Here is a 23788-nt window from a genome sequence, read left to right as displayed (position 1 = left end):
TCATGTCGACGCTGCCCGAACCGCTGACCGTGCTGATCGCCGAAGACAGCGCGGCCGATCGCTTGCTGCTGTCGAGTATTGTCCGTCGTCAGGGGCATGAGGTGTTGGCTGCGGCCAACGGCGCCGAGGCGGTTGAGCTGTACCGGCAGCAGCGTCCGCAACTGGTGTTGATGGACGCGATGATGCCGGTGATGGACGGTTTCGAAGCGGCGCGACAGATCAAGCTGCTGGCTGGCGAAACGCTGGTGCCGATCATCTTCCTGACCTCGCTGACGGAAAGCGAAGCCTTGGCGCGTTGCCTGGAGGCGGGTGGTGACGACTTTCTGGCAAAACCTTATAACCAGGTGATCCTCAGCGCCAAGATCAAGGCGATGGATCGTTTGCGGCGCCTGCAGGCGACGGTCCTGGAGCAGCGCGATCTGATCGCCAGGCACCATGAGTACCTGCTCAATGAGCAGCGGGTGGCCAAGGCGGTATTCGACAAGGTCGCTCACTCCGGCTGCCTGAGCGCTCCCAATATCCGTTATTCACAATCCCCCTATGCGCTGTTCAATGGCGACCTGTTGCTGGCGGCATTTACGCCTGCCGGTGACATGCATGTGTTGCTGGGGGATTTCACTGGTCATGGCCTGCCGGCAGCAGTCGGCGCCATGCCGCTGGCGGAAGTGTTCTACGGCATGACCGCCAAGGGTTACGGTCTGGCGGAAATGCTGTGCGAGATGAACGCCAAGCTCAAGCGTATCCTGCCGGTGGATATGTTCTGTTGCGCGACCCTGTTGTGCCTGAGTTTTCAACGTCGTTCAGTGGAGGTCTGGAACGGCGGTATGCCGGATGGTTATCTGCATGATATCGCCAACGACAAGCGCACCGTATTGCCGGCGCGGCATCTGCCGCTGGGAGTGTTGAGTTCGCAAGCCTTTGATGATCGCACCGAGGTGTTGCCGATGGCCCTCGGCGACCGGGTATTCCTGTTGTCGGACGGCGTGATCGATACCTGTGATGCCAACGACCAGTTGTTTGGTGTCGAGCGGTTGCAGCAGGTGTTTGCCGACAATCGCCAGCCAGACCGACTGTTCGAGGAGATCGAACAGGCGCTGCGGGATTTCCGTGGCGAGGCGCGTGACGATGTCAGCATGCTCGAGGTTCGCCTGCTCGAAGCCTCGCAACTCACGCCGCCGGCCATGGTGTATTCCGACAGTAGTGTGTCTTGCCCGCTGGATTGGTCGGTGAGTTTTGAGTTTCGTGCAGACTCGCTCAGGCGCTTCAATCCGTTGCCTTATCTGATGCAGTTGTTACTTGAGGTACATGGGTTGCGGGCGCAAAGCGGGGCGCTCTACAGTGTGCTGGCCGAGCTCTATTCCAATGCGCTGGAGCATGGTGTGCTGGGGCTGGATTCGAGTATCAAGCGCGATGCCTCTGGGTTTGCGCGGTATTACGAGCAGCGCAATGCGCGTCTGGAGGCGCTTGAGGATGGCTACCTGCGGGTGCATATGCAGTTGTCGCCGCAAGGTGCGGGAGGCTGTCTGGTGGTGGAAGTCGAAGACAGTGGCGCAGGGTTCGACGTAGAGCGGGTCATGACTCGACCTGTCGACAGCGGCCGCTTGTCGGGTCGTGGTGTGAGTCTGATTCGTCAGTTGAGCCACAACGCCAGTTGGTCGGACAATGGCCGACGTGCCCGCGTGGAGTTTTCCTGGGAGGCTCAGGCATAATCCGCGCATTCTTGATCAAGGAGCGAACAAGTGACTGACATTCATCTGGACCACGAAGTGCTGAGCGCGCTGCAAGAAGTCATGGAGGATGAGTACCCGATACTTCTGGATACTTTCCTTCAGGACTCCGAAACACGTTTGACCCAACTTCGCGAAACTCAGGACCCCGACCAGTTGCTCAGTGCCGCCCACAGCTTCAAGGGCAGCAGCAGCAACATGGGGGCTACGCGCCTGGCTGAACTATGCAATGAGCTGGAGCAGCGAGCCAAACAAAAAAGCCTTGCGGGAATTGAAGAGCTGGTCGGCGAAATCGACGGCGAATTTGCCATCGTCCGACGCTTGTACCGTGAAGAACGCCAGCGTTTTCATTGTTGAAAGCACCCTCGTTGCAGGTTTTTTCAGCACCTGAGCAAACCTGGCTCGACCCTTGCAGCTTTGTTTCTCAACTGTACCTACGATCCCAGTGCAGCGGAGACCGTTATGCCCCTCGCCCCGAATTCGCTTCTTCAGGCCGCCTCGCAGGCCAAGACTCAGTCCGTGTCTGCCAGCGTGCCTGTCAATGCGCCGGCAGTGCCTGCAGAGCCCCGGGATAAGGCTGCAAGCTTTTCTCAGGTCTATGCCAAACAGGCGCAAGCTACCCCGGCGTCCAGTGCTGACGGGGCCGGTAAAAACGTGCGCGACAAAGTGGCGGACAGCACCGGCAAAAAAGTGGCGCCTGACAACAAGTCTGCCGCGCCAGAGGCGAAAGTTGCCGATAGCGGCAAATCCTTGCCCGCCGACAAGCCGGCGGATACCAGCGACAAGGCCGCTAGCGACACAAGCGGCGCCAGCGATTCTGCAGCGGCCAAGGATGCCCCGGTGGCTGATAGCGCTCCGCTTGACCCAACTCTCGATCCGGCGTTGGCGCAGGCGGTGCAATCGGCTCCAGCGCCAGTGCCGGTACCCGATCCACAAACACCGCCAGTGGTCGCTCAGGCTCAGGTTCAGACCTTGCCTCAGGTCGATGCGGCTCTTGCGGCGACGGTGACGCCTGCGCCGGCTCAGCCCGTGGCTGCGACTGATCCTTCGTTCGATCCTGCATCCGATCCTTTGGACGCGATGCCGGCCGTGCGCCTGGCACTGGAGCAAAGTGGCCACGTGTCGGCCTCCAGCCAGTCCCCGACCAAAGCGACACCGGATCAGGCCGATAGCGAACCCACCGCGGCGCAGAACTTTGCCAATGGCATGGCGAGCATGCTTGACGTGCAAGCCAGCAAGGACAGCACCAGCCAGGGGGGCGAAAAGTCCTTCAGCGGTTTGATCGACGACGGGCTCAAGGACCTGAAATCGGCGACCAGTGACACGCGCGTTGACGATTTTGCCAATCGCCTGGCAGCGCTGACCCAGGCCGCCACGCCCAAGACCGCGAATGCGTTGCCGGTGAATCAACCGATCGCCATGCATCAGAGCGGCTGGACCGAGGAAGTGGTCAATCGGGTCATGTACCTGTCGAGTGCCAACCTCAAGGCGGCCGATATCCAGCTTCAGCCGGCAGAATTGGGTCGCCTGGATATTCGGGTGAACATGGTTCCCGATCAGCAGACCCAAGTGACTTTCATGAGCGCTCACGTAGGTGTGCGTGAGGCGCTGGACAGCCAGATGCACCGTCTGCGCGACATGTTTGCCCAGCAAGGCATGGGGCAAGTCGATGTCAACGTGTCCGACCAGTCCCGCGGCTGGCAAGGGCAAGGGCAGCAGCAGGCCCAGCAAGGCCAGGGCGCCGGCACGACTGCCAGCGGTGGTCGTCTGGACTCGGCAGATGAAGAACTGCCGGCAAGCGTGGCTGAAGCGGCTGCCAGCACGACCAGCGTCATCGGCTCCAGCGCAGTCGATTACTACGCCTGATTGCCGCTGATCGTTCCCACGCTCCCGCGTGGGAATGCATCCCGAGACGCTCTGCGTCTCAAGATCGGACGCCGAGCGTCCATGGCGACATTCCTTTGCTGCGCGTGGGAACGATCGTAAATTCAGATCCCCCTCACTACCGACACTTCTGGCATAACACTTGCTCTTGCCTTGCCGTGCACCTGTGAAAACTCGAATAGTGACGGATTATTGGCATGGCGAAGAGCGAAGCAGCAGTGAAAGACCCCGCCGGGAAAGGCAAACTCAAGCTTATTCTCGTGATTGTGCTGGCCGTGCTGTTGGCGATCGGTCTGTCCGTGGGGGCGACCTGGTACTTCATGCACAGCGCTCAGAGCAAGCCTGCGCCTGCAGCCGAAACCGCCAGTAATGCCAAGCCTGCGGCGATTTATGAACCCATGGCTCCGGCCTTCGTGGCCAACTACAACCAGAATGGCCGTCAGCGCTACATGCAGGTGAGCATTACCCTGCAGGCGCGTAACCAGGCCGATCTGGATGCGCTGAAAGTGCATATGCCGGTGATTCGCAACAACCTGGTCATGCTGTTCTCCGGGCAGAGTTTCGACACCCTGGCGACTCCGGTCGGTCAGGAAATGCTGCGCCAGAAAGCCACTGCCAGTGTGCAGGAAGTAGCGCAGAAAGAAGTCGGCAAAGTCGTTATCGACCAGTTGCTGTTTACCAATTTCGTACTGCAGTAGGAACACGACATGGCCGTGCAGGACCTGCTGTCCCAGGATGAGATCGATGCGCTGTTGCATGGCGTCGACGATGGTCTGGTACAGACCGACAATGCTGCTGAACCGGGCGGAGCCAAAAGCTACGACCTGACCAGCCAGGATCGCATCGTTCGCGGACGCATGCCGACCCTGGAAATGATCAACGAGCGTTTTGCCCGCTACACCCGCATCAGCATGTTCAACATGTTGCGTCGCTCGGCAGACGTTGCCGTCGGTGGTGTACAGGTGATGAAGTTCGGCGAGTACGTGCACTCACTGTATGTGCCGACCAGCCTCAACCTGGTCAAGATCAAGCCGTTGCGCGGCACTGGGTTGTTCATTCTGGATGCCAAGCTGGTGTTCAAGCTCGTGGACAATTTTTTTGGCGGCGACGGTCGTCACGCCAAGATCGAAGGTCGTGAATTCACCCCGACCGAGTTGCGCGTCGTGCGCATGGTGCTGGAACAGGCCTTCATCGATCTGAAGGAAGCCTGGCAGGCGATCATGGAAGTCAACTTCGAGTACATCAACTCGGAAGTGAACCCGGCCATGGCCAACATCGTCGGGCCGAGCGAAGCGGTGGTGGTCTCGACCTTCCACATCGAACTCGATGGCGGTGGCGGCGATCTGCACGTGACCATGCCGTACTCGATGATCGAGCCGGTCCGCGAAATGCTCGATGCCGGCTTCCAGTCGGACCTCGACGATCAGGACGAGCGCTGGGTCAATGCCTTGCGCCAGGACTTGCTGGACGTCGACGTACCGATCGGTGCCACGGTTGCTCGTCGCCAATTGCGCCTGCGGGACATCCTGCACATGCAGCCGGGCGATGTGATCCCGGTGGAACTACCGGAAGAAATGGTCATGCGCGCCAACGGCGTGCCGGCCTTCAAGGTCAAGATGGGCTCCCACAGGGGCAACCTGGCGTTGCAAGTGATCGAGCCGATCGAGCGACGCTGATCTGCGTTCGCACACATTCGCTTTTAATTGACGGCGTCCAATTGATTGGTTGCCCGCTGAGGACAAATGATGGCTGACGAAATGAATACCCAGGACGACCAGGCGCTGGCCGATGAATGGGCTGCGGCGCTCGAAGAAACGGGTGATGCCGGGCAGGACGATATTGACGCCTTGCTGGCCGCCGATGCGGCGAGTTCCTCGTCCTCCAGTCGTATGGCAATGGAAGAGTTCGGCAGCGTGCCGAAGAACCACGAGCCAGTGACCCTCGACGGTCCTAACCTGGACGTGATTCTGGACATCCCGGTGTCGATTTCCATGGAAGTCGGCAGCACCGATATCAACATTCGTAACCTGCTGCAGCTCAACCAGGGCTCGGTGATCGAACTTGACCGTCTGGCCGGCGAGCCGCTGGACGTGCTGGTCAATGGCACGCTCATCGCTCACGGCGAAGTGGTGGTGGTCAACGAGAAGTTCGGCATCCGCCTGACCGACGTGATCAGCCCAAGCGAACGCATCAAGAAGCTGCGCTGAGTGAAGGCGTTTCTCGGCGTATTGCTGGCCTTGCCGCTCAGTGCATGGGCGGCGGAACCGGTAGCGGCGGTCGCGACACCTGCGGTCGGCAGCGGCGTGGCCGGGCAGTTGACTCAGCTGGTGCTGGGTTTGCTGCTGGTGCTGGGCCTGATCTTCTTCCTCGCCTGGTTGTTGCGCCGCGTCCAGCAGGCGGGTCCTGCCGGCAAAGGGCAAGTGATCGAGCTGATCGGCTCGCGCGCCCTCGGGCCGCGTGATCGCCTGGTGCTGGTGCAAGTCGGTAACGAGCAGATTCTGCTTGGACTGACCCCGGGCACCATTACCCCGTTGCATGTGCTCAAGGAGCCGGTGCAAGTGCCGAGCACCGAGCAGGCGACCCCCGAGTTTGCCCAGCGCCTGATGGAGTTGCTGGGTAAAGATAAGGATAAGAAGTAATGCCGTTGCGCATCCTGTTGACACTGGTCCTGATGCTGGCCGCGCCGTTGGCGTTCGCTGCCGACCCGCTGTCGATTCCGGCGATCACCCTGGGCACGAACGCCAATGGCGCTCAGGAATACTCGGTCAGCCTGCAAATCCTGCTGATCATGACCGCGCTGAGCTTCATCCCGGCGTTCGTCATGCTGATGACCAGTTTCACCCGGATCATTATCGTGTTCTCGATCCTGCGTCAGGCCCTGGGCTTGCAGCAGACGCCGTCGAACCAGATCCTCACCGGCATGGCGCTGTTTCTGACCATGTTCATCATGGCGCCGGTCTTTGATCGGGTGAATCAGGATGCCTTGCAGCCGTATCTGGCCGAAAAACTTACGGCTCAGGATGCGGTAATCAAGGCGCAAGTACCGATCAAGGACTTCATGCTGGCGCAGACCCGCAGCAGTGACCTTGAGCTGTTCATGCGCCTGTCCAAGCGCACCGACATCGCGACGCCGGATCAGGCGCCGCTGACCATTCTGGTGCCGGCTTTCGTGACCTCGGAATTGAAAACCGCATTCCAGATTGGCTTCATGATCTTCATTCCGTTCCTGATCATCGACCTGGTCGTTGCCAGTGTGCTGATGGCCATGGGCATGATGATGCTCTCGCCGCTGATCATTTCGCTGCCGTTCAAGATCATGCTGTTTGTGCTGGTGGATGGCTGGGCGTTGATCATCGGTACGCTGGCGAGCAGTTTCGGCGGTGTTTAGGCATAAGTGGGCGGGTAGGGCGATATGACTCCTGAAGTTGCGGTAGACCTGTTCCGTGAGGCGCTTTGGCTGACCACCATGATGGTCGCCATATTGGTCGTTCCGAGTTTGCTGGTGGGCCTGCTGGTGGCGATGTTTCAGGCGGCCACGCAGATCAACGAACAGACCTTGAGCTTTCTGCCGCGTTTGCTGGTGATGTTGATCACGCTGATCGTTGCCGGTCCGTGGCTGATACAAACCTTCATGGAATACATCTTGCGCTTGTACACCAGCATTCCGCAGTTGATCGGCTAAACCATGTCATTGCTGGCGCTGACCGACGCGCAAATCAGTACCTGGGTGGCCAGCTTCATGCTGCCGCTATTTCGGGTTGGCGCGGTGCTGACGACCATGCCGGTCTTCGGCACGACCCTGGTGCCCAAGCGTATCCGATTGTATTTCGCAGTGGCGATAACGGTGGTCATCGCGCCGGGCCTGCCGCCGATGCCGCAGGTCAATCCGCTGGACTTGAGCGGTCTGCTGCTGATTGCCGAGCAAATCCTGATTGGCGCGCTGCTGGGGTTCTCCTTGCAGTTGTTCTTTCAGGCGTTCGTGGTGGCCGGGCAGATTGTTTCGATCCAGATGGGCATGGGCTTCGCGTCCATGGTCGACCCCACCAACGGCGTGTCGGCGGCCGTCATCGGGCAGTTTTTGACGATGCTGGTGACGTTGTTGTTTCTGGGGATGAATGGCCATCTGGTGGTGTTTGAAGTCCTCACGGAAAGCTTCACGACCCTGCCGGTGGGCAGTGGCATGCTGGTCAATCATTTCTGGGAAATGGCCGGCAAGATGGGCTGGGTGCTGGGGGCGGCGATGCTGCTGGTATTGCCGGCAATCACCGCGCTGCTGGTAGTCAACATTGCCTTCGGGGTCATGACTCGTGCGGCGCCGCAACTGAATATCTTCTCTATCGGTTTTCCGCTGACCCTGGTGCTGGGCCTGGTGATTTTCTGGGTCAGCCTGGGGGACATTCTCAACCAGTATCAACCGTTGGCCGTCGAGGCCTTGCAGTTGTTGCGTGATATGGCACAGGCGCGCTGAGTCATGGCTGAAAGCGAGAGCGGTCAGGACAAGACAGAAGACCCCACGGACAAGCGCAAAAGGGACTCCCGCGAAAAGGGCGAGATCGCGCGCTCCAAAGAGCTCAATACTCTGGCGGTGATGCTGGCCGGGGCGGGCGGGTTGCTGATCTACGGCGGCGGTCTGGCGCTGGACCTGCTGGAAATCATGCGCCTGAACTTCTCCTTGCCGCGTGAAGTGGTGCTGACCCCGGACGCCATGGGCCTGTATTTGCTGAAGTCGGGCAAGATCGCGATTATCGCGGTGCAACCGGTGCTGCTGACCTTGTTGCTGGCGGCGATCATTGGCCCGATTTCCCTGGGCGGCTGGTTGTTCGCCGGCAGTAGCCTGGCACCCAAGTTCAGTCGAATGAACCCGGCCAACGGCCTCAAGCGGATGTTTTCGTCCACGGCGCTGATCGAGCTGCTCAAGGCCCTGGCAAAATTCCTGCTGGTGCTGTTCGTCGCGCTGAGCGTGCTGCGCTCGGACATCGACGATTTGTTGCGAATCGCCCATGAGCCGCTGGAGCAGGCGATTATTCACAGTGTGCAGCTGGTGGGCTGGAGCACCTTGTGGATGGCGTGCGGGTTGATTCTGATCGCGGCGGTCGATGTGCCGGTTCAGCTTTACCAGAGTCACAAAAAACTGCTGATGACCAAGCAGGAGGTGCGCGACGAGCATAAGGATCAGGAAGGTCGCCCCGAGGTCAAACAGCGGATTCGCCAGTTGCAGCGCGAGATGTCCCAGCGGCGGATGATGGCGGCCATTCCTGAGGCTGATGTGGTCATTACCAACCCGACCCACTATGCGGTGGCGCTCAAGTACGATCCGGAGAAGGGTGGGGCGCCGATGCTGGTGGCCAAGGGCAGCGACTTCCTGGCGCTGAAGATCCGCGAAATCGCGGTGGCTAATGAGGTCTTGCTGCTTGAGTCGCCGGCTCTGGCGCGTTCGATCTACTATTCCACCGAGCTTGATCAGGAAATTCCTGGTGGGCTCTATCTGGCGGTTGCTCAGGTGTTGGCTTACGTTTATCAGATCCGTCAGTACCGTGCTGGCAAGGGTAAGCGTCCGGATCCGCTCAAGGATGAATTGCCGATTCCGCCGGATCTGCGCCGGGATTCTTGACCGGCTTATGCTGATCAAAATTGTGGGGGCTGGCTTGCGTGCGATGGCGGCCTGACAGCCGACCTATCTTTTGCAGGTGTACATATCCATTCCTGCGGTAATGGCGACTTATGGTTCCGCTCTTACAGCGTGTCACTTTGGCAAACGCCCCAAAGTAACCAAAGGTCTCGCCCCAAGCGTACGGCGCCTCGCCTAGGCTCGGCGTTCCCTCGCTCCGGCATTCATCAGGGGGCATCGCCTACGGTCGGCTTCGCTTCGACCTCCTCTCGATGTGTTCGACTGCGTCGAACGGCGCTGCGCGCCTTCCCCCTGATGAACGCCTCCACTCGGCCTCCCGACGGGGCGGGTGGATCAAGATCAAGAGCTGCAGGCGAGCTAACGCTCGGCCTGTTGAGTGGGGGGGATCGTTCCCCGGAGCGTGGGAGCGATCCGCGGTGGGTGGGTTAATGCTCGGCTTTTTGATGGTTGTTCGATGCGGCTATGACTTTCACCACGTCATCGATCACCGCCTTGCTCATCTCCTGCAAATAATGCGATGCCCAAGCATAACGGTCCTTATCGCGTTCCATCGCCGCATCTTCGGCCAGCATCTTGGAGAGGTGGAGCAAGTCGGACACGTGGGACAAGGCTTCGTGGATCGAGACGCCGCTGTTGACGCGGAACAGGGCTTGATCGTTGTGGATGGAAAAGGGGGTGAGGCCGGCGGTTTTTAAATCGTGGAGGTGCGAAGATTTGTTCATGGCGAGGTTCTCACTTACTGGTTAGAGCGGCCTCGTTTACTCAATCGGGTTTCCACGCCCGGTCGCTGATTTGGCAGCGACCACCGAAGACTAGCGATGCCACTTCCGAGGGGCAACCTTGAAAGCTTGTCGGACAAATCCCGGTGTTTTCCAGATTTGTGGCTGAATTCTTAGGATGGGCGTTGAATATTCCGGCCTCTTCGCGAGCAAGTCTTGCTCCTGCGGATGTGAGTGATCTGTAGGAGCAAGGCTTGCCCGCGATGGCGTCTGTCCGGTCGCTGAAAAACTCCCGATAAACCCCGCTGTTTCAAGCCCCCCCGCAAAAGTTGGAAGGCTTCTTGCAATAGCCGGCCTGCGCCTGCTTCAGGCGTCAAAAGTTTGCTTCAAGGAACGGGGAATACCGGTGGATCGCTCTCAGTTAATCAACAGTGCCCGCAGCAACTTGGCAGACCTCAGTCGAGGCAATCTGGGTGTGCCGCTGTTGCTGTTGGTCATGCTGGCGATGATGATGTTGCCGGTCCCGCCGTTCCTGCTCGATGTGTTCTTCACCTTCAACATTGCGCTGTCGATTGTTGTGCTGCTGGTTTGCGTCTACGCCTTGCGGCCGCTGGATTTTGCGGTGTTTCCGACCATTCTGCTGGTCGCCACGTTGTTGCGACTGGCATTGAACGTGGCCTCGACCCGGGTGGTGATGCTCCACGGTCAGGACGGCCATGCCGCCGCCGGCAAGGTGATCCAGGCCTTCGGTGAGGTGGTGATCGGCGGTAACTACGTGGTCGGTATCGTGGTCTTTGCGATTTTGATGATCATCAACTTCGTTGTGGTGACCAAAGGTGCCGGGCGGATTTCCGAGGTCAGTGCGCGTTTTACCCTCGATGCGATGCCGGGCAAGCAGATGGCCATCGACGCCGACCTGAACGCCGGCCTGATCGACCAGCCCGCAGCCAAGCTGCGCCGTATGGAGGTGGCACAAGAGGCCGAGTTCTACGGTTCGATGGACGGTGCCAGCAAGTTCGTCCGCGGTGACGCCATCGCCGGTCTGCTGATTCTGTTTATCAACCTGATTGGCGGTATGGCGGTCGGGATCTTCCAGCATGGCATGAGCTTCGGCGATGCCGGCAAGGTCTACGCATTGTTGACCATCGGTGACGGTTTGGTGGCGCAATTGCCATCACTGCTGCTGTCCACCGCGGCGGCGATCATGGTGACCCGTGCTTCCGGTTCGGAAGACATGGGCAAGCAGATCAATCGGCAGATGTTCGCGTCGCCCAAGGCGTTGGCAGTAGCTGCCGGTTTGATGGCGGTCATGGGCCTGGTGCCAGGCATGCCGCACTTCTCCTTTCTCAGCATGGCAGCCGTCGCAGCAGGCGGCGCGTATCTGTTCTGGAAAAAACACAACATCGTCAAGGTTCAGGCTCTGGAAGAGGTCAAGCGCCAGCAGGACCTGCTGCCGTCGCCGGCGCGGGCCATGGAAACCAAAGAGCTGGGCTGGGATGACGTGACCCCGATCGACATGATTGGTCTGGAAGTCGGCTACCGGCTGATCCCGCTGGTGGATCGCAACCAGGGTGGTCAGTTGCTGGCGCGGATCAAGGGCGTGCGCAAGAAGCTTTCCCAGGATCTGGGCTTCCTGATGCCGACCGTGCACATTCGCGACAACCTCGACCTGGCACCGAGCGCCTACCGCCTGACCCTGATGGGGGTGATCCTCGCCGAGGCGGAGATTTATCCGGATCGCGAACTGGCGATCAACCCCGGGCAGGTCTACGGCACGCTCAATGGCATCACCGCCAAAGATCCGGCCTTTGGTCTGGAGGCGGTCTGGATCGAAATCAGTCAGCGTCCGCAGGCACAATCCCTGGGGTACACCGTGGTCGATGCCAGTACGGTGGTGGCGACTCACCTCAACCAGATTTTGTACAAGCATTCCAGCGAGCTGATCGGCCACGAAGAAGTTCAGCAGCTCATGCAATTGCTGGCCAAAAGTTCGCCAAAACTGGCCGAGGAGCTGGTGCCGGGCGTCGTTTCGCTGTCGCAGCTGCTCAAAGTACTGCAAGCCTTGTTGGCCGAACAGGTTCCGGTTCGCGACATTCGCAGCATTGCCGAAGCCATCGCGAACAATGCCGCCAAGAGTCAAGATACTGCCGCTCTGGTGGCGGCCGTTCGCGTTGGCGTATCGCGCGCTATCGTCCAAAGCATTGTAGGCACTGAGTCCGAGCTGCCTGTGATCACCTTGGAGCCAAGGTTGGAACAAATATTGCTCAATAGTCTTCAGAAGGCAGGACAAGGCTCGGAAGAGGGTGTTTTGCTGGAGCCAAGCATGGCAGAGAAGCTGCAACGTTCGTTGATCGACGCCGCGCAGCGTCAGGAAATGCAAGGTCAACCGGTGATTCTGCTGGTAGCAGGTCCGGTACGCGCGATGCTCTCGCGGTTCGGGCGTTTGGCAGTGCCGGGGTTGCATGTGTTGGCGTATCAGGAAATCCCTGACAACAAGCAAGTGACCATCGTTGCGACAGTAGGGCCCAACGGCTGAGGTAGTGGTTTATGCAAGTTAAGCGTTTTTTCGCCGCCGATATGCGTCAGGCCATGAAGCTGGTTCGCGATGAGCTGGGCGCTGATGCCGCCATTATCGGTAATCGCCGGATCGCCGGTGGTGTCGAGCTGACGGCTGCCCTGGATTACAAGCTGTCGGCGCTGGCCCCGCGTGTACCGAATATTGAACTCGAAGACGAGTTGCGCAAGACCCAGTCGCGGATCGTCACGGCTCAGGCCGAATTGAGCCTGCGTGGCGACGGCGAAGGTGATGCGAGCGCCAGCACCAATCGCCAGCTGTTCGCCGGCCTGCCGCTGACCGCTGCGGAGCCGTTGATCGAACCGACCTTTGCTGAGCGGCCGCGTCCTGCTCCAGCGCCTGTGCATTCTGCCGGGGTCGATCCGCGGGCTTTCGACTCGATGCGTTTCGAACTCAATGGCCTGCGTGAATTACTCGAAGTGCAGTTGGGTTCGCTGGCCTGGAACCAGCTGCAAGGCAGTCGCCCGCAGCAAGCCAACCTGTGGCGTCGCCTGCAACGCATTGGCCTGTCCGGTCCGTTGTCGCGCGATCTGCTGGAACTGATTACTGACATTGAAGAACCCCGCCAGGCCTGGCGCATGCTGTTGGCGCACTTGGCGCGGATGATCGTGACTCCCGAGATCGAACCACTGGAAGAAGGGGGCGTGATCGCCATGGTCGGCCCTGCCGGCATGGGTAAAACCACGACGCTGGCTAAGCTGGCCGCGCGTTACGTGCTCAAGTACGGCGCGCAGAACATCGCGTTGGTGAGCATGGACAGCTTCCGCATTGGTGCCCAGGAACAGCTCAAGACCCTGGGGCGTATCCTCAATGTCTCGGTGACTCACGTCGACCCGGGCCAGTCCCTGGCGCAAGCCCTTGATCCACTGTTGCGCAAGCGTGTGGTGTTGATCGACACCGCCGGCCTGCAGGCCAGTGATCCGGCGTTGCGCATGCAGCTGGAAAGCCTGGCCGGTCGCGGGATCAAGTCGAAGAATTATCTGGTGCTGGCCACTACCAGCCAAAAGCAGGTGCTGACTGCCGCTTATCACAGTTACAAGCGGTGCGGGCTGGCAGGCTGCATTCTGACTAAACTGGATGAAACAGCGAGCCTGGGCGAGGTGTTGAGCCTGGCAATCAGCCACGAATTACCTGTCGCTTATCTGACCGACGGGCCACGGATCCCGGATGATCTACATTTACCGCGCCGGCATCAGTTGGTCAGTCGCGCCGTTAGCGTGCAGATGCAGGAAGAACCCAGCGAAGAAGCCATGGCTGATATGTTCGCTGACCTCTACCACAGCCCGGCCAAGCGTGTCGGCTGAGGTAATAATGAATAGATTTGTATCTACATCGATGGCCTGCCATGCATTGTTCCGAAGTGAGCGCGCAGCCAGTCATGTAGTCCGCGTCTAAGCAAGACAAGGTAAAGAACGAACATGGGCAGCATGCATCCCGTACAGGTGATCGCAGTGACCGGCGGCAAAGGTGGCGTCGGGAAGACTAATGTGTCAGTGAACTTGTCCCTGGCTCTTGCTGAGCTCGGCCGGCGCGTCATGCTGCTGGACGCCGATCTGGGGCTGGCGAACGTCGACGTCCTGCTGGGGCTCACGCCCAAGCGTACGCTGGCCGACGTCATCGAAGGCCGCTGTGAACTGCGCGATGTATTACTCCAGGGGCCGGGCGGAATTCGTATTGTTCCAGCAGCGTCCGGTACCCAGAGCATGGTTCATCTGAGTCCGGCCCAGCATGCTGGCCTGATTCAGGCGTTCAGCGACATCGGCGATAACCTCGACGTATTGGTGATCGACACGGCGGCGGGTATTGGTGAGTCGGTCGTCAGTTTTGTTCGCGCCGCCCAGGAAGTATTGCTGGTGGTTTGCGACGAGCCGACGTCGATCACTGACGCCTACGCGCTGATCAAGCTGCTCAACCGCGATTACGGCATGAACCGCTTCCGCGTCCTGGCCAACATGGCGCAAAGCCCGCAGGAAGGGCGAAATCTGTTCGCCAAGTTGACCAAGGTCACGGATCGCTTCCTCGACGTCGCCTTACAATACGTCGGTGCGGTGCCTTACGACGAATGCGTGCGTAAGGCGGTGCAGAAGCAGCGCGCCGTGTATGAAGCGTTTCCTCGCTCCAAGTGTGCGCTGGCATTCAAGGCCATCGCGCAGAAAGTCGATACCTGGCCGTTGCCTGCCAACCCGCGTGGGCACCTGGAGTTTTTCGTCGAGCGTCTGGTGCAGCAAACTGCGGGTCCGGTTCTATGACAGCCAGCGGTTACAACCTGTACAAGAAGTCGGCGCGTGACGCGCAGTACGAACTGATCGAGCGTTACGCGCCACTGGTAAAGCGTATTGCCTATCACCTGTTGGCGCGCTTGCCGGCCAGTGTTCAGGTCGAGGACCTGATCCAGGCAGGCATGATCGGTTTGCTTGAAGTGTCGACCAAATACGATGCGAGTAAAGGTGCGAGTTTCGAGACGTACGCGGGGATCCGCATCCGTGGTGCGATGCTCGATGAAGTCCGCAAGGGTGACTGGGCGCCACGCTCGGTACACCGCAATACCCGGATGGTGAGTGACGCGATTCGCTCAATTGAAGCTAAAACCGGGCGTGACGCTAAAGATCACGAGGTTGCGGCCGAACTCCAATTGAGTCTCGACGATTATTACGGGATTTTGAATGACACCTTGGGCAGTCGCCTGTTCAGCTTCGACGATCTGTTGCAGGACGGCGAGCATGAAGGGCTGCACGAGGATGGCGCGAGTGCTCATCTCGAACCGTCGCGCGACCTGGAAGATGAACGCTTCCAGGCTGCACTGGCGGATGCGATTGCCAATTTGCCGGAGCGTGAGCGACTGGTGTTGGCGCTGTACTACGACGAAGAGCTGAATCTCAAGGAAATCGGTGAGGTCCTGGGGGTCAGTGAATCGCGGGTCAGCCAGTTACACAGCCAGTGCGCGGCCCGTTTGCGGGGGCGTTTGGGGGAGTGGCGAGCGCGCTGACAGCAGTGTGGGGACACTGCGAACGAAACAGGCAGGGCGTAACGCTGTGCAGGTCTCAATCCGTTGTGCTCCAGACAGTCGTCGAGTGCTCTGCCGAATTGATTGAATGGCGTGTTCAGGTGCTGAACGCGTTTAAGACTGCTTGGAGGTCGAATTGGACAAGAACATGAAAATCCTCATCGTTGATGACTTCTCAACGATGCGGCGGATCATAAAAAACCTGTTGCGTGACCTTGGGTTCACCAACACGGTCGAGGCGGACGACGGTATTACCGCCATTCCCGTCCTCAACAGCGGGAGCATCGACTTTCTGGTAACGGACTGGAACATGCCTGGCATGACCGGTATCGATTTGCTGCGCCACGTGCGCGCCGATGAAAAGCTCAAGCACCTGCCGGTGCTGATGGTCACTGCCGAAGCCAAGCGCGAGCAGATCATCGAAGCCGCTCAAGCCGGTGTAAACGGCTATGTGGTCAAACCCTTCACGGCCCAGGCGTTGAAAGAGAAGATCGAAAAAATATTCGAACGCATCGGTTGATGTGCTGAGCCACTGCGCCACGGGGGAGCTATGGAGCAAAGAGAATCTTCACAGGGCGATTTCGAATCGACCCTGAAAAAACATGCCCACGAACTGGTCGAAAGCCTTGAAAAGGGCAGGTTCGGTGACGCTGTGCAACTGATCCATGAGCTCAATCAGACCCGTGACCACGGCCTGTACCAGGAGGTGGGCAAGCTCACTCGCGAGCTGCATAGCGCGATCGTCAATTTTCAGATTGACCCGAACATGCCGCAAGCCGAGGAAGTCTCACAGATTACGGACGCCACCGAGCGCCTGTCTTATGTGGTCAAGCTGACTGAAGCGGCGGCGAATCGCACCATGGATCTGGTCGAGAACAGTACTCCGCTGGTCAATGGCCTGAGCACTGACGCCCAGGCCTTGAGCGCGGACTGGGGGCGTTTCATGCGTCGCGAAGTCGGTGCCGAAGAGTTCCGCGAACTGGCCCGGCGTGTCGACGGTTTCCTGACGCGTAGCGTCGAGGAGAGCCAGGTCGTCTCGGGCAACCTCAACGATATTCTGCTGGCTCAGGATTACCAGGACCTGACCGGTCAGGTGATCAAGCGCGTGACTCAATTGGTCACCGAAGTCGAAAGCAACCTGCTCAAGCTCGTGCTCATGGCCAGTCAGGTGGACCGCTTTGCGGGCATCGAACATGACCATGAAGCGATGCTGGCTGAAAAAGATCCGCAAAAACATCTCTCTCAGGGTGAAGGTCCGCAGATTCATGCCGATAAAAGAGAAGACGTTGTGTCCGGTCAGGACGATGTGGACGATTTGTTATCCAGCCTAGGATTTTAGAGTTTTAGCATTTTAGGTTTTTTAGGTTTTTAGACCTCAGGAGCACCCCCTTAATGAGCTTCGGCGCCGATGAAGAGATCCTTCAGGATTTCCTGGTTGAGGCCGGCGAGATTCTAGAGCAACTGTCCGAACAGCTGGTCGAGCTGGAAAGCCGACCAGATGATGCGGATTTGCTCAATGCAATTTTTCGCGGTTTTCACACTGTAAAAGGGGGCGCCGGCTTCCTCCAGCTCAACGAGCTGGTGGAGTGCTGTCACATCGCCGAGAACGTGTTCGACATCCTGCGCAAGGGTGAGCGTCGCGTCGATTCGGAACTGATGGACGTGGTTCTCGAAGCGCTGGACGCGGTGAACAGCATGTTCAGCGAAGTCCGCGAGCGTGCACCGATCACTGCGGCTACACCGGAACTGCTGGCGGCTCTGGCCCGTCTGGCCGAGCCTCAAACAGCCGATGTGGCGCAACCGGTTGCAGAGGTGGTTGAAGCACCTGCCGCTGAAAGCGAATCGGGCGACGTCACCGACAATGAATTCGAACTGCTGCTGGACTCGCTGAACGCGGTCAAGGCGCAAGCCGAAGCGGGGACGCCTGTCGCCCCGGCACCTGAAGTGGCTGCCGGCAGCGATGAAATTACCGATGCCGAGTTCGAGTCGTTGCTCGATCAATTGCACGGCAAGGGTCAGTTCGCTGTCGATGCGGTGGCAGCGCCCGCCGCACCGGCTGCCCCGAAAGCGGCAGGCGACAGCTCCGACATTACCGACGACGAATTCGAAGCACTGCTCGATCAGTTGCATGGCAAAGGCAACTTCGCCGTTGATGCACTGGAGTCGGCAATTGCCGCCGTTCCGGCGCCAGCCGCACCTGTGGCCGCGGCCGCCGGCAGCGATCTGATCTCCGATCACGAGTTCGAATCGCTGCTCGACGAACTGCATGGCAAAGGCAAGTTCACGGAGGTCGGCACGGGTTCTGCTGCTTCTGTGGCGGCGCCAGTTGCCAAGGCTGCAGCGCCGGCACCTGTGGCTAAAGCGCCCGAGCCAAAAGCTGAAGCGCCGAAGCCTGCTGCCGCTGCTGCACCGGCTCCAGCTCGCGCAGCGGCTTCACCGCCACCGGAAAAACCGGCCAGTGAAGCCGAGACCACCGTTCGGGTGGATACCGCGCGTCTCGACGAAATCATGAACATGGTCGGCGAACTGGTACTGGTGCGTAACCGTCTGGTTCGTTTGGGGCTCAACAGCGGCGACGAAGCCATGTCCAAGGCCGTGTCGAACCTCGACGTGGTCACGGCCGACTTGCAGACCGCGGTGATGAAGACCCGGATGCAGCCGATCAAGAAAGTCTTCGGGCGCTTCCCGCGCCTGGTTCGCGACCTCGCGCGCCAGTTGAAGAAAGAGATCAACCTGGAGCTGGTCGGCGAAGAAACCGACCTCGACAAGAACCTCGTCGAGGCCCTGGCCGACCCGCTGGTCCACTTGGTGCGTAACTCGGTCGACCACGGTATCGAAGAACCGACTGATCGTGAGGCGATGGGCAAGCCTCGCAGCGGCAAAGTGATTCTGTCCGCAGAGCAGGAAGGCGATCACATCCTGCTGTCCATCTCTGATGATGGCAAGGGCATGGACGCTGATGTCTTGCGCAGTATCGCCGTGAAGAAAGGCTTGATGGACAAGGATGCGGCGGACCGTCTCAGCGAGTCCGACTGCTTCAACCTGATCTTCGCGCCGGGTTTCTCGACCAAAACCGAGATCTCCGACGTATCCGGTCGTGGCGTGGGCATGGACGTGGTGAAAACCAAGATCGCCCAGCTCAACGGCACCATCAATATCTACTCGACCAAGGGCAAAGGCTCGAAGATCGTCATCAAGGTCCCGTTGACCCTGGCGATCATGCCGACGCTGATGGTCATGCTCGGCAACCAGGCCTTTGCTTTCCCGCTGGTCAACGTCAACGAGATTTTCCATCTCGACCTGTCGCGCACCAACGTGGTCGACGGTCAGGAAGTGGTGATCGTGCGGGACAAGGCGCTGCCACTGTTCTACCTCAAACGCTGGCTGGTCAGCTCCGCCGCTCACGAAGAGCAGCGTGAAGGCCATGTGGTGATCCTTTCGGTGGGCACTCAGCGGATCGGCTTCGTCGTCGATCAGTTGGTGGGCCAGGAAGAAGTGGTCATCAAGCCATTGGGCAAAATGCTTCAGGGAACCCCGGGCATGTCCGGCGCCACCATTACCGGTGACGGCCGCATTGCCTTGATTCTCGATGTTCCGAGCATGCTCAAGCGTTACGCCGCACGGCGTATTTGATTCTGGCGGAGCGGGGCGACTGAGCCTCGCTCCGTCTAACGGAGTGTTTATGGCAGTCAAAGTCCTGGTGGTGGATGATTCTGGTTTTTTCCGCCGCCGCGTCTCGGAAATTCTTTCAGCGGATCCGAGTATCCAGGTTGTCGGTACGGCGACCAACGGTAAAGAGGCGATCGATCAGGCCCTGGCCCTCAAGCCAGACGTGATCACCATGGACTACGAGATGCCGATGATGGATGGCATCACGGCGGTGCGGCACATCATGCAGCGCTGTCCTACCCCGGTTTTGATGTTCTCCTCGCTGACGCACGAAGGCGCTCGGGTCACTCTCGATGCACTGGATGCCGGCGCGGTGGACTTCCTGCCGAAGAATTTCGAAGACATCTCGCGCAATCCCGAGAAGGTCAAGCAACTGCTGTGCGAAAAGGTCCACAGCATTTCGCGCAGTAACCGTCGTTTCAGCGCCTACAGCGCCCCGGCTCCAGCCGCCGCGCCAGCCCCGACACCGGCACCTTCGAGTTTTGGCAGCAGTGCGCCTGCGCCCGCGCGTCCGGCCCCGACGCCGATTCCTGCGCGTGCGCCGGTTGCCAGCGCCTCGTCGCCGGCCCCGAAACGCAAAGCCTACAAGCTGGTTGCCATTGGTACGTCAACCGGCGGCCCGGTCGCGTTGCAACGGGTGCTGACACAGCTGCCGGCAAACTTCCCGGCGCCGATCGTGCTGATCCAGCACATGCCGGCGGCCTTCACCAAGGCTTTCGCCGAGCGTTTGGACAAGCTCTGCCGGATCAGCGTCAAGGAAGCCGAGGATGGTGACATCCTGCGTCCGGGCCTGGCCTTGCTGGCGCCGGGTGGCAAGCAAATGATGATCGACGGCCGTGGTGCGGTGAAAATCCTCCCGGGCGACGAGCGTCTGAACTACAAACCGTGCGTGGACATCACCTTCGGTTCAGCGGCCAAGTCCTACGGCGACAAAGTTCTGGCGGTAGTCCTTACCGGCATGGGCGCCGACGGTCGCGAAGGCGCGCGTCTGCTCAAGCAGGGCGGCAGTGCGGTTTGGGCCCAGGATGAAGCCAGTTGCGTGATCTACGGCATGCCGATGGCGATCGTCAAAGCCGATCTGGCAGACGCGATCTACGGCCTCGACGATATCGGCAAGCACCTGGCCGAGGCGTGCATCTGATGGATGTTTTAAGCCTCATCGGGATCATCATGGCGTTCATCGCCATTATTGGTGGCAACTACCTGGAAGGCGGGCATCTCGGTGCCTTGGCCAATGGCCCGGCGGCATTGATCGTGCTCGGTGGGACCATTGGCGCTGCGTTGTTGCAGTCGCCGATGAGTGCCTTCAAGCGCGCCATGCAGATTCTTCGCTGGATCCTCTTTCCGCCTCGCGTCGACCTCGCCGGTGGTATCGACCGTGTGGTCAACTGGAGCCTTACCGCGCGCAAGGAAGGTTTGCTCGGGCTCGAAGGGGTAGCGGACGCTGAACCCGACAGTTACTCACGCAAAGGCTTGCAACTGCTGGTCGATGGCGCTGAGCCCGAGTCGATTCGCAGCATTCTGGAAGTGGATTTCTACACCCAGGAAAGCCGGGACATCGAAGCTGCCAAAGTCTTTGAAAGCATGGGCGGCTACGCACCGACCATCGGGATCATCGGTGCGGTCATGGGCCTGATCCATGTCATGGGTAACCTTGGCGATCCGTCGCAACTGGGTAGTGGCATTGCCGTGGCGTTCGTCGCGACCATCTACGGTGTGGCCAGCGCCAACCTTGTATTGCTGCCGATTGCCAGCAAGCTGAAGTCCATCGCATTGCGGCAGTCGCGTTATCGCGAAATGTTGCTGGAAGGCATTCTGTCGATCGCCGAAGGTGAAAACCCTCGCTCCATCGAGTTGAAGCTTCAGGGCTTCATGGACTGATGGAGGTCATGGACTATGGCTCGTCGCCGTCAGCACGATGAACACGTCAATCACGAGCGCTGGCTGGTGTCCTACGCGGACTTCATCACGCTGCTGTTCGCCTTTTTCGTGGTGATGTACTCCATCTCTTCGATCAACGAAGGCAAGTACAAGGAAATTTCCGAAGCGCTGGTCGGGGTCTTTACCAACTCTGACCGTGCCCTCAAGCCGATCCCCATCGGCGAAGAACGTCCGAAGACGGTTACCCCGGCCAAGCCGCTGGTCAAGGACAGCGAGCAGATCGATGCCGGCATCGCCCAGGCCAGCAAGGATCCGCTCAAGAGTATTGCCGATGACATCAGTGCGGCGTTTGGCGATTTGATCAGCTCCAATCAGATGACCGTGCGTGGCAACGAGTTGTGGGTCGAAATCGAACTCAACTCGAGCCTGCTGTTCGGCAGCGGCGATGCCATGCCCAGCGATATCGCGTTCAACATCATCGACAAAATCGCGGTGATTTTGAAACCGTTCGACAACCCGATTCACGTTGAAGGCTTCACCGACGATCAACCGATCCGCACGGCGCAGTACCCGACCAACTGGGAGCTGTCCTCGGCCCGCTCGGCGAGCATCGTGCGCATGCTCGCCATGCAAGGTGTCAACCCCGGGCGTCTGGCCTCGGTGGGTTACGGCGAGTTCCAGCCCGTGGCCAATAACGCGACCGCCGAAGGGCGTGCGCGTAACCGGCGAGTGGTGTTGGTGGTGTCGCGCAATCTCGATGTACGTCGCAGCCTGACCGGTACCGGAACGGCTAATGCAAAACCGGACGCCGCATTGAAGCGTGCTGGCACACAAACTGCACCGACGACTGTCAAGTCGCCGGGACGCGCGAGTGCCGTCAATTCTCCGTCACCCGGCTTATAACGTTGAGCTATTTCTCGGTTGTATTGATTCGACCGGGAGGAACAATCTGAATGAGAGTCTGGGCAGTCGCCAATCAAAAGGGTGGTGTCGGTAAAACCACTTCCTCTATCGCTTTAGCCGGTTTGCTGGCTGAGGCGGGCAAGCGCGTGGTTGTGGTCGATCTCGACCCGCACGGCTCCATGACCAGCTACTTCGGTTACGACCCCGACAGCCTGGAACACAGCAGCTACGACCTGTTTCTGCACAAGGGCAGCGTGCCGCAAGGCTTGCCTGGGCAGCTGTTGCTGCCGACCAGTGACGAGCGTATTTCCCTGTTGCCGTCGAGCACCGCGCTCGCCACCCTCGAGCGCCAGTCGCCGGGGCAGAGTGGCCTGGGCCTGGTGATCGCCAAGAGCCTGGCGCAATTGTGGCAGGACTTCGATTACGCGTTGATCGACAGCCCACCGTTGCTTGGTGTGCTGATGGTCAATGCCTTGGCGGCCAGCCAGCAGCTGGTGATCCCGGTGCAGACCGAGCACCTTGCAGTGAAAGGTCTGGAGCGCATGGTCAACACCTTGGCGATGATCAACCGTTCGCGTAAACAAGCGCTGCCGTTCAGCATCGTGCCGACCCTGTTCGATCGTCGCACCCAAGCCTCGCTGGGAACCTTGCGGGTGCTGCGCGACATGTACCCGGAAGAGATCTGGCAAGGCTACATCCCGGTCGATACCCGACTGCGTGATGCCAGCCGTGCCGGCCTGACCCCTTCGCAGTTCGACGGCAAGAGCCGTGGAGTGCTGGCGTACCGCGCGCTGCTCAAGCATTTGCTGGCGCAGCAACTTGTTCCGCAGGTGGCTTGAGGTGAATCTTTTCTCTGCCGGGATGGAGTGCCAATGAACCGGCCAGTAAAAATTACCAGCCGACCACAACTGGCGTTGCAGTCCTATCTGGATGCGTTGTTGCAAGACGCGACCGAGGAGTTGCCGTCAGAAGTCGAGGTATTGCCCGAGGTTGTAGAAGTCGTCGAGGTCGTTGAAGCCATTGAGGCGCAAGGCGCACTGGACGAGTTCCAGGCTGCGGTGCTCGAAGAGCAGGCTCGCGATGCACAAAAGCCAGTGGTTGCGCCTCCCGTTGTAGCTCCGGTTGCCGAGGCGCCCGTTGTCGTGCCGGTACTGGAAGCACCTGCACCGATTCTGGCGCCGGTTTCAACGGTCGCTCCATTGCTCAAAGCGCTGGTCGAGCCGGTGGTTGAGGTTCATCTGCCGCCGAGCAACACGCCACCGCCGGTGGTCGGCGATGACCGGCCAAGCTGGGCTGCCGAACCGTTTGAATGCCTGTTGTTCGACGTCGCCGGTCTGACCCTGGCCGTGCCGCTGGTGTGCCTCGGTTCGATTTACTCGTTGGCCGGTCATGAGCTGACGCCGTTGTTCGGCCAGCCGGAATGGTTCCTCGGGATTCTGCCAAGCCAGGCCGGCAACCTGAAGGTGCTGGATACCGCGCGCTGGGTCATGCCCGATCGTTATCGCGATGACTTCCGTCAGGGCCTGCAATACGTAATCTCGGTTCAGGGCTACGAGTGGGGGCTGGCGGTGCATCAGGTCAGCCGCTCGTTGCGCCTGGACCCGAACGAAATCAAATGGCGCAGCCATCGGGGTCAACGGCCATGGTTGGCCGGGACGGTGATCGAGCACATGTGTGCGTTGCTGGATGTCTCGGAGCTGGCGGAGTTGATCGCCAGCGGTGGTGCCAAGCACATGGGTGGCGCTAAGCCGGCCCACAAACCTACATAACAAGCAGCCGGCCGCATACACAGTGCGG

The 23788-nt window shown here is 59.7% G+C and carries 24 protein-coding genes; 23 read left to right on the top strand and 1 reads right to left on the bottom strand.

Annotation, left to right across the window (positions count from 1 at the left end; genetic code table 11):
* Window positions 1-2: 2 nt before the first annotated feature.
* From KRR23_RS06650 to flhB, 11 genes are all read left to right on the top strand, one after another.
* Window positions 3-1709: a fused response regulator/phosphatase gene (locus KRR23_RS06650; RefSeq protein WP_216741854.1), complete on the top strand. Its 1707-nt coding sequence runs from the start codon at window positions 3-5 to the stop codon at window positions 1707-1709.
* A gap of 30 nt (window positions 1710-1739) precedes the next feature.
* Window positions 1740-2084, top strand: a complete 345-nt coding sequence (locus KRR23_RS06645) for an Hpt domain-containing protein (protein ID WP_216741853.1) — start codon at window positions 1740-1742, stop codon at window positions 2082-2084.
* 105 nt (window positions 2085-2189) lie between these two features.
* Complete coding sequence (locus KRR23_RS06640; RefSeq protein WP_216741852.1) at window positions 2190-3593, top strand: flagellar hook-length control protein FliK; 1404 nt, start codon at window positions 2190-2192, stop codon at window positions 3591-3593.
* A gap of 215 nt (window positions 3594-3808) precedes the next feature.
* A complete protein-coding gene (gene fliL, locus KRR23_RS06635; RefSeq protein ID WP_216741851.1) occupies window positions 3809-4309 on the top strand; it encodes a flagellar basal body-associated protein FliL in 501 nt (166 codons plus the stop codon).
* Window positions 4310-4318: 9 nt separating this feature from the next.
* The gene (gene fliM, locus KRR23_RS06630; RefSeq protein ID WP_123584004.1) at window positions 4319-5287 is read left to right on the top strand and encodes a flagellar motor switch protein FliM; all 969 of its coding nucleotides are present in this window, start codon (window positions 4319-4321) and stop codon (window positions 5285-5287) included.
* Between the two features lie 69 nt (window positions 5288-5356).
* On the top strand, window positions 5357-5818 hold the full coding sequence (fliN, locus tag KRR23_RS06625; RefSeq protein WP_216741850.1) for a flagellar motor switch protein FliN: 462 nt from the start codon (window positions 5357-5359) through the stop codon (window positions 5816-5818).
* The gene (gene fliO, locus KRR23_RS06620) at window positions 5819-6250 is read left to right on the top strand and encodes a flagellar biosynthetic protein FliO (protein WP_103315621.1); all 432 of its coding nucleotides are present in this window, start codon (window positions 5819-5821) and stop codon (window positions 6248-6250) included.
* Complete coding sequence (fliP, locus tag KRR23_RS06615; protein ID WP_216741849.1) at window positions 6250-6999, top strand: flagellar type III secretion system pore protein FliP; 750 nt, start codon at window positions 6250-6252, stop codon at window positions 6997-6999. Before fliO ends, fliP begins: the two co-directional genes overlap by 1 nt.
* A gap of 24 nt (window positions 7000-7023) precedes the next feature.
* Window positions 7024-7293 carry a flagellar biosynthesis protein FliQ gene (gene fliQ, locus KRR23_RS06610; RefSeq protein WP_054596295.1) on the top strand — a complete coding sequence of 90 codons (270 nt, stop codon included), beginning with the start codon at window positions 7024-7026 and terminating at the stop codon, window positions 7291-7293.
* A 3-nt stretch (window positions 7294-7296) separates the two neighbouring features.
* Complete coding sequence (fliR, locus tag KRR23_RS06605; protein ID WP_216741848.1) at window positions 7297-8079, top strand: flagellar biosynthetic protein FliR; 783 nt, start codon at window positions 7297-7299, stop codon at window positions 8077-8079.
* Between the two features lie 3 nt (window positions 8080-8082).
* The gene (gene flhB, locus KRR23_RS06600; RefSeq protein ID WP_216741847.1) at window positions 8083-9222 is read left to right on the top strand and encodes a flagellar biosynthesis protein FlhB; all 1140 of its coding nucleotides are present in this window, start codon (window positions 8083-8085) and stop codon (window positions 9220-9222) included.
* A gap of 443 nt (window positions 9223-9665) precedes the next feature.
* On the opposite strand, the gene KRR23_RS06595 is transcribed toward flhB, so the two are convergent.
* On the bottom strand, window positions 9666-9962 hold the full coding sequence (locus KRR23_RS06595; RefSeq protein WP_216741846.1) for a DUF3077 domain-containing protein: 297 nt from the start codon (window positions 9960-9962) through the stop codon (window positions 9666-9668).
* 403 nt (window positions 9963-10365) lie between these two features.
* Here KRR23_RS06595 and flhA point away from each other — a divergent pair, with 403 nt between their 5' ends.
* From flhA to KRR23_RS06535, 12 genes are all read left to right on the top strand, one after another.
* Entirely contained in the window at window positions 10366-12495 is a 2130-nt protein-coding gene (flhA, locus tag KRR23_RS06590; protein WP_054596299.1) for a flagellar biosynthesis protein FlhA, read from the top strand.
* Window positions 12496-12506: 11 nt separating this feature from the next.
* A complete protein-coding gene (gene flhF, locus KRR23_RS06585; protein ID WP_216741845.1) occupies window positions 12507-13838 on the top strand; it encodes a flagellar biosynthesis protein FlhF in 1332 nt (443 codons plus the stop codon).
* 114 nt (window positions 13839-13952) lie between these two features.
* On the top strand, window positions 13953-14783 hold the full coding sequence (fleN, locus tag KRR23_RS06580; RefSeq protein ID WP_019692370.1) for a flagellar synthesis regulator FleN: 831 nt from the start codon (window positions 13953-13955) through the stop codon (window positions 14781-14783).
* Complete coding sequence (gene fliA, locus KRR23_RS06575; protein ID WP_007894214.1) at window positions 14780-15520, top strand: RNA polymerase sigma factor FliA; 741 nt, start codon at window positions 14780-14782, stop codon at window positions 15518-15520. Before fleN ends, fliA begins: the two co-directional genes overlap by 4 nt.
* A gap of 166 nt (window positions 15521-15686) precedes the next feature.
* Entirely contained in the window at window positions 15687-16058 is a 372-nt protein-coding gene (locus KRR23_RS06570; RefSeq protein ID WP_008006721.1) for a chemotaxis response regulator CheY, read from the top strand.
* Window positions 16059-16088: 30 nt separating this feature from the next.
* On the top strand, window positions 16089-16877 hold the full coding sequence (locus KRR23_RS06565) for a protein phosphatase CheZ (protein ID WP_216741844.1): 789 nt from the start codon (window positions 16089-16091) through the stop codon (window positions 16875-16877).
* Between the two features lie 53 nt (window positions 16878-16930).
* On the top strand, window positions 16931-19171 hold the full coding sequence (locus KRR23_RS06560) for a chemotaxis protein CheA (protein WP_216741843.1): 2241 nt from the start codon (window positions 16931-16933) through the stop codon (window positions 19169-19171).
* 49 nt (window positions 19172-19220) lie between these two features.
* Window positions 19221-20348 carry a chemotaxis response regulator protein-glutamate methylesterase gene (locus tag KRR23_RS06555; protein ID WP_216741842.1) on the top strand — a complete coding sequence of 376 codons (1128 nt, stop codon included), beginning with the start codon at window positions 19221-19223 and terminating at the stop codon, window positions 20346-20348.
* A complete protein-coding gene (locus KRR23_RS06550; RefSeq protein ID WP_216741841.1) occupies window positions 20348-21088 on the top strand; it encodes a flagellar motor protein in 741 nt (246 codons plus the stop codon). Before KRR23_RS06555 ends, KRR23_RS06550 begins: the two co-directional genes overlap by 1 nt.
* Window positions 21089-21103: 15 nt before the next feature.
* On the top strand, window positions 21104-21991 hold the full coding sequence (motD, locus tag KRR23_RS06545) for a flagellar motor protein MotD (protein WP_216741840.1): 888 nt from the start codon (window positions 21104-21106) through the stop codon (window positions 21989-21991).
* 50 nt (window positions 21992-22041) lie between these two features.
* Window positions 22042-22830, top strand: a complete 789-nt coding sequence (locus KRR23_RS06540) for a ParA family protein (RefSeq protein WP_054596306.1) — start codon at window positions 22042-22044, stop codon at window positions 22828-22830.
* Window positions 22831-22863: 33 nt separating this feature from the next.
* Window positions 22864-23760: a CheW domain-containing protein gene (locus KRR23_RS06535; RefSeq protein ID WP_216741839.1), complete on the top strand. Its 897-nt coding sequence runs from the start codon at window positions 22864-22866 to the stop codon at window positions 23758-23760.
* Window positions 23761-23788 lie beyond the last annotated feature (28 nt).

This window comes from Pseudomonas sp. CVAP#3 (assembly GCF_018986375.1).
Lineage (GTDB): Bacteria > Pseudomonadota > Gammaproteobacteria > Pseudomonadales > Pseudomonadaceae > Aquipseudomonas > Aquipseudomonas helvetica.
The sequence above is the reverse complement of the archived record's forward strand: the minus strand, read 5'-3'. Positions and strand labels throughout refer to the sequence as shown.

Bases quoted from the DNA above. Each gene is read 5' to 3' on its own strand.
- KRR23_RS06565 (WP_216741844.1), top strand. From the start codon at position 16,089: ATGGAGCAAAGAGAATCTTCACAGGGCGATTTCGAATCGACCCTGAAA.
- KRR23_RS06570 (WP_008006721.1), top strand. From the start codon at position 15,687: ATGAAAATCCTCATCGTTGATGACTTCTCAACGATGCGGCGGATCATA.
- KRR23_RS06560 (WP_216741843.1), top strand. From the start codon at position 16,931: ATGAGCTTCGGCGCCGATGAAGAGATCCTTCAGGATTTCCTGGTTGAG.
- fliN (WP_216741850.1), top strand. From the start codon at position 5,357: ATGGCTGACGAAATGAATACCCAGGACGACCAGGCGCTGGCCGATGAA.
- fliM (WP_123584004.1), top strand. From the start codon at position 4,319: ATGGCCGTGCAGGACCTGCTGTCCCAGGATGAGATCGATGCGCTGTTG.
- KRR23_RS06595 (WP_216741846.1), bottom strand. From the start codon at position 9,962: ATGAACAAATCTTCGCACCTCCACGATTTAAAAACCGCCGGCCTCACC.
- fliA (WP_007894214.1), top strand. From the start codon at position 14,780: ATGACAGCCAGCGGTTACAACCTGTACAAGAAGTCGGCGCGTGACGCG.
- motD (WP_216741840.1), top strand. From the start codon at position 21,104: ATGGCTCGTCGCCGTCAGCACGATGAACACGTCAATCACGAGCGCTGG.
- flhF (WP_216741845.1), top strand. From the start codon at position 12,507: ATGCAAGTTAAGCGTTTTTTCGCCGCCGATATGCGTCAGGCCATGAAG.
- KRR23_RS06640 (WP_216741852.1), top strand. From the start codon at position 2,190: ATGCCCCTCGCCCCGAATTCGCTTCTTCAGGCCGCCTCGCAGGCCAAG.
- KRR23_RS06535 (WP_216741839.1), top strand. From the start codon at position 22,864: ATGAACCGGCCAGTAAAAATTACCAGCCGACCACAACTGGCGTTGCAG.
- KRR23_RS06650 (WP_216741854.1), top strand. From the start codon at position 3: ATGTCGACGCTGCCCGAACCGCTGACCGTGCTGATCGCCGAAGACAGC.
- KRR23_RS06540 (WP_054596306.1), top strand. From the start codon at position 22,042: ATGAGAGTCTGGGCAGTCGCCAATCAAAAGGGTGGTGTCGGTAAAACC.
- fleN (WP_019692370.1), top strand. From the start codon at position 13,953: ATGGGCAGCATGCATCCCGTACAGGTGATCGCAGTGACCGGCGGCAAA.
- KRR23_RS06550 (WP_216741841.1), top strand. From the start codon at position 20,348: ATGGATGTTTTAAGCCTCATCGGGATCATCATGGCGTTCATCGCCATT.
- fliQ (WP_054596295.1), top strand. From the start codon at position 7,024: ATGACTCCTGAAGTTGCGGTAGACCTGTTCCGTGAGGCGCTTTGGCTG.
- fliR (WP_216741848.1), top strand. From the start codon at position 7,297: ATGTCATTGCTGGCGCTGACCGACGCGCAAATCAGTACCTGGGTGGCC.
- flhB (WP_216741847.1), top strand. From the start codon at position 8,083: ATGGCTGAAAGCGAGAGCGGTCAGGACAAGACAGAAGACCCCACGGAC.
- KRR23_RS06555 (WP_216741842.1), top strand. From the start codon at position 19,221: ATGGCAGTCAAAGTCCTGGTGGTGGATGATTCTGGTTTTTTCCGCCGC.
- fliP (WP_216741849.1), top strand. From the start codon at position 6,250: ATGCCGTTGCGCATCCTGTTGACACTGGTCCTGATGCTGGCCGCGCCG.
- fliL (WP_216741851.1), top strand. From the start codon at position 3,809: ATGGCGAAGAGCGAAGCAGCAGTGAAAGACCCCGCCGGGAAAGGCAAA.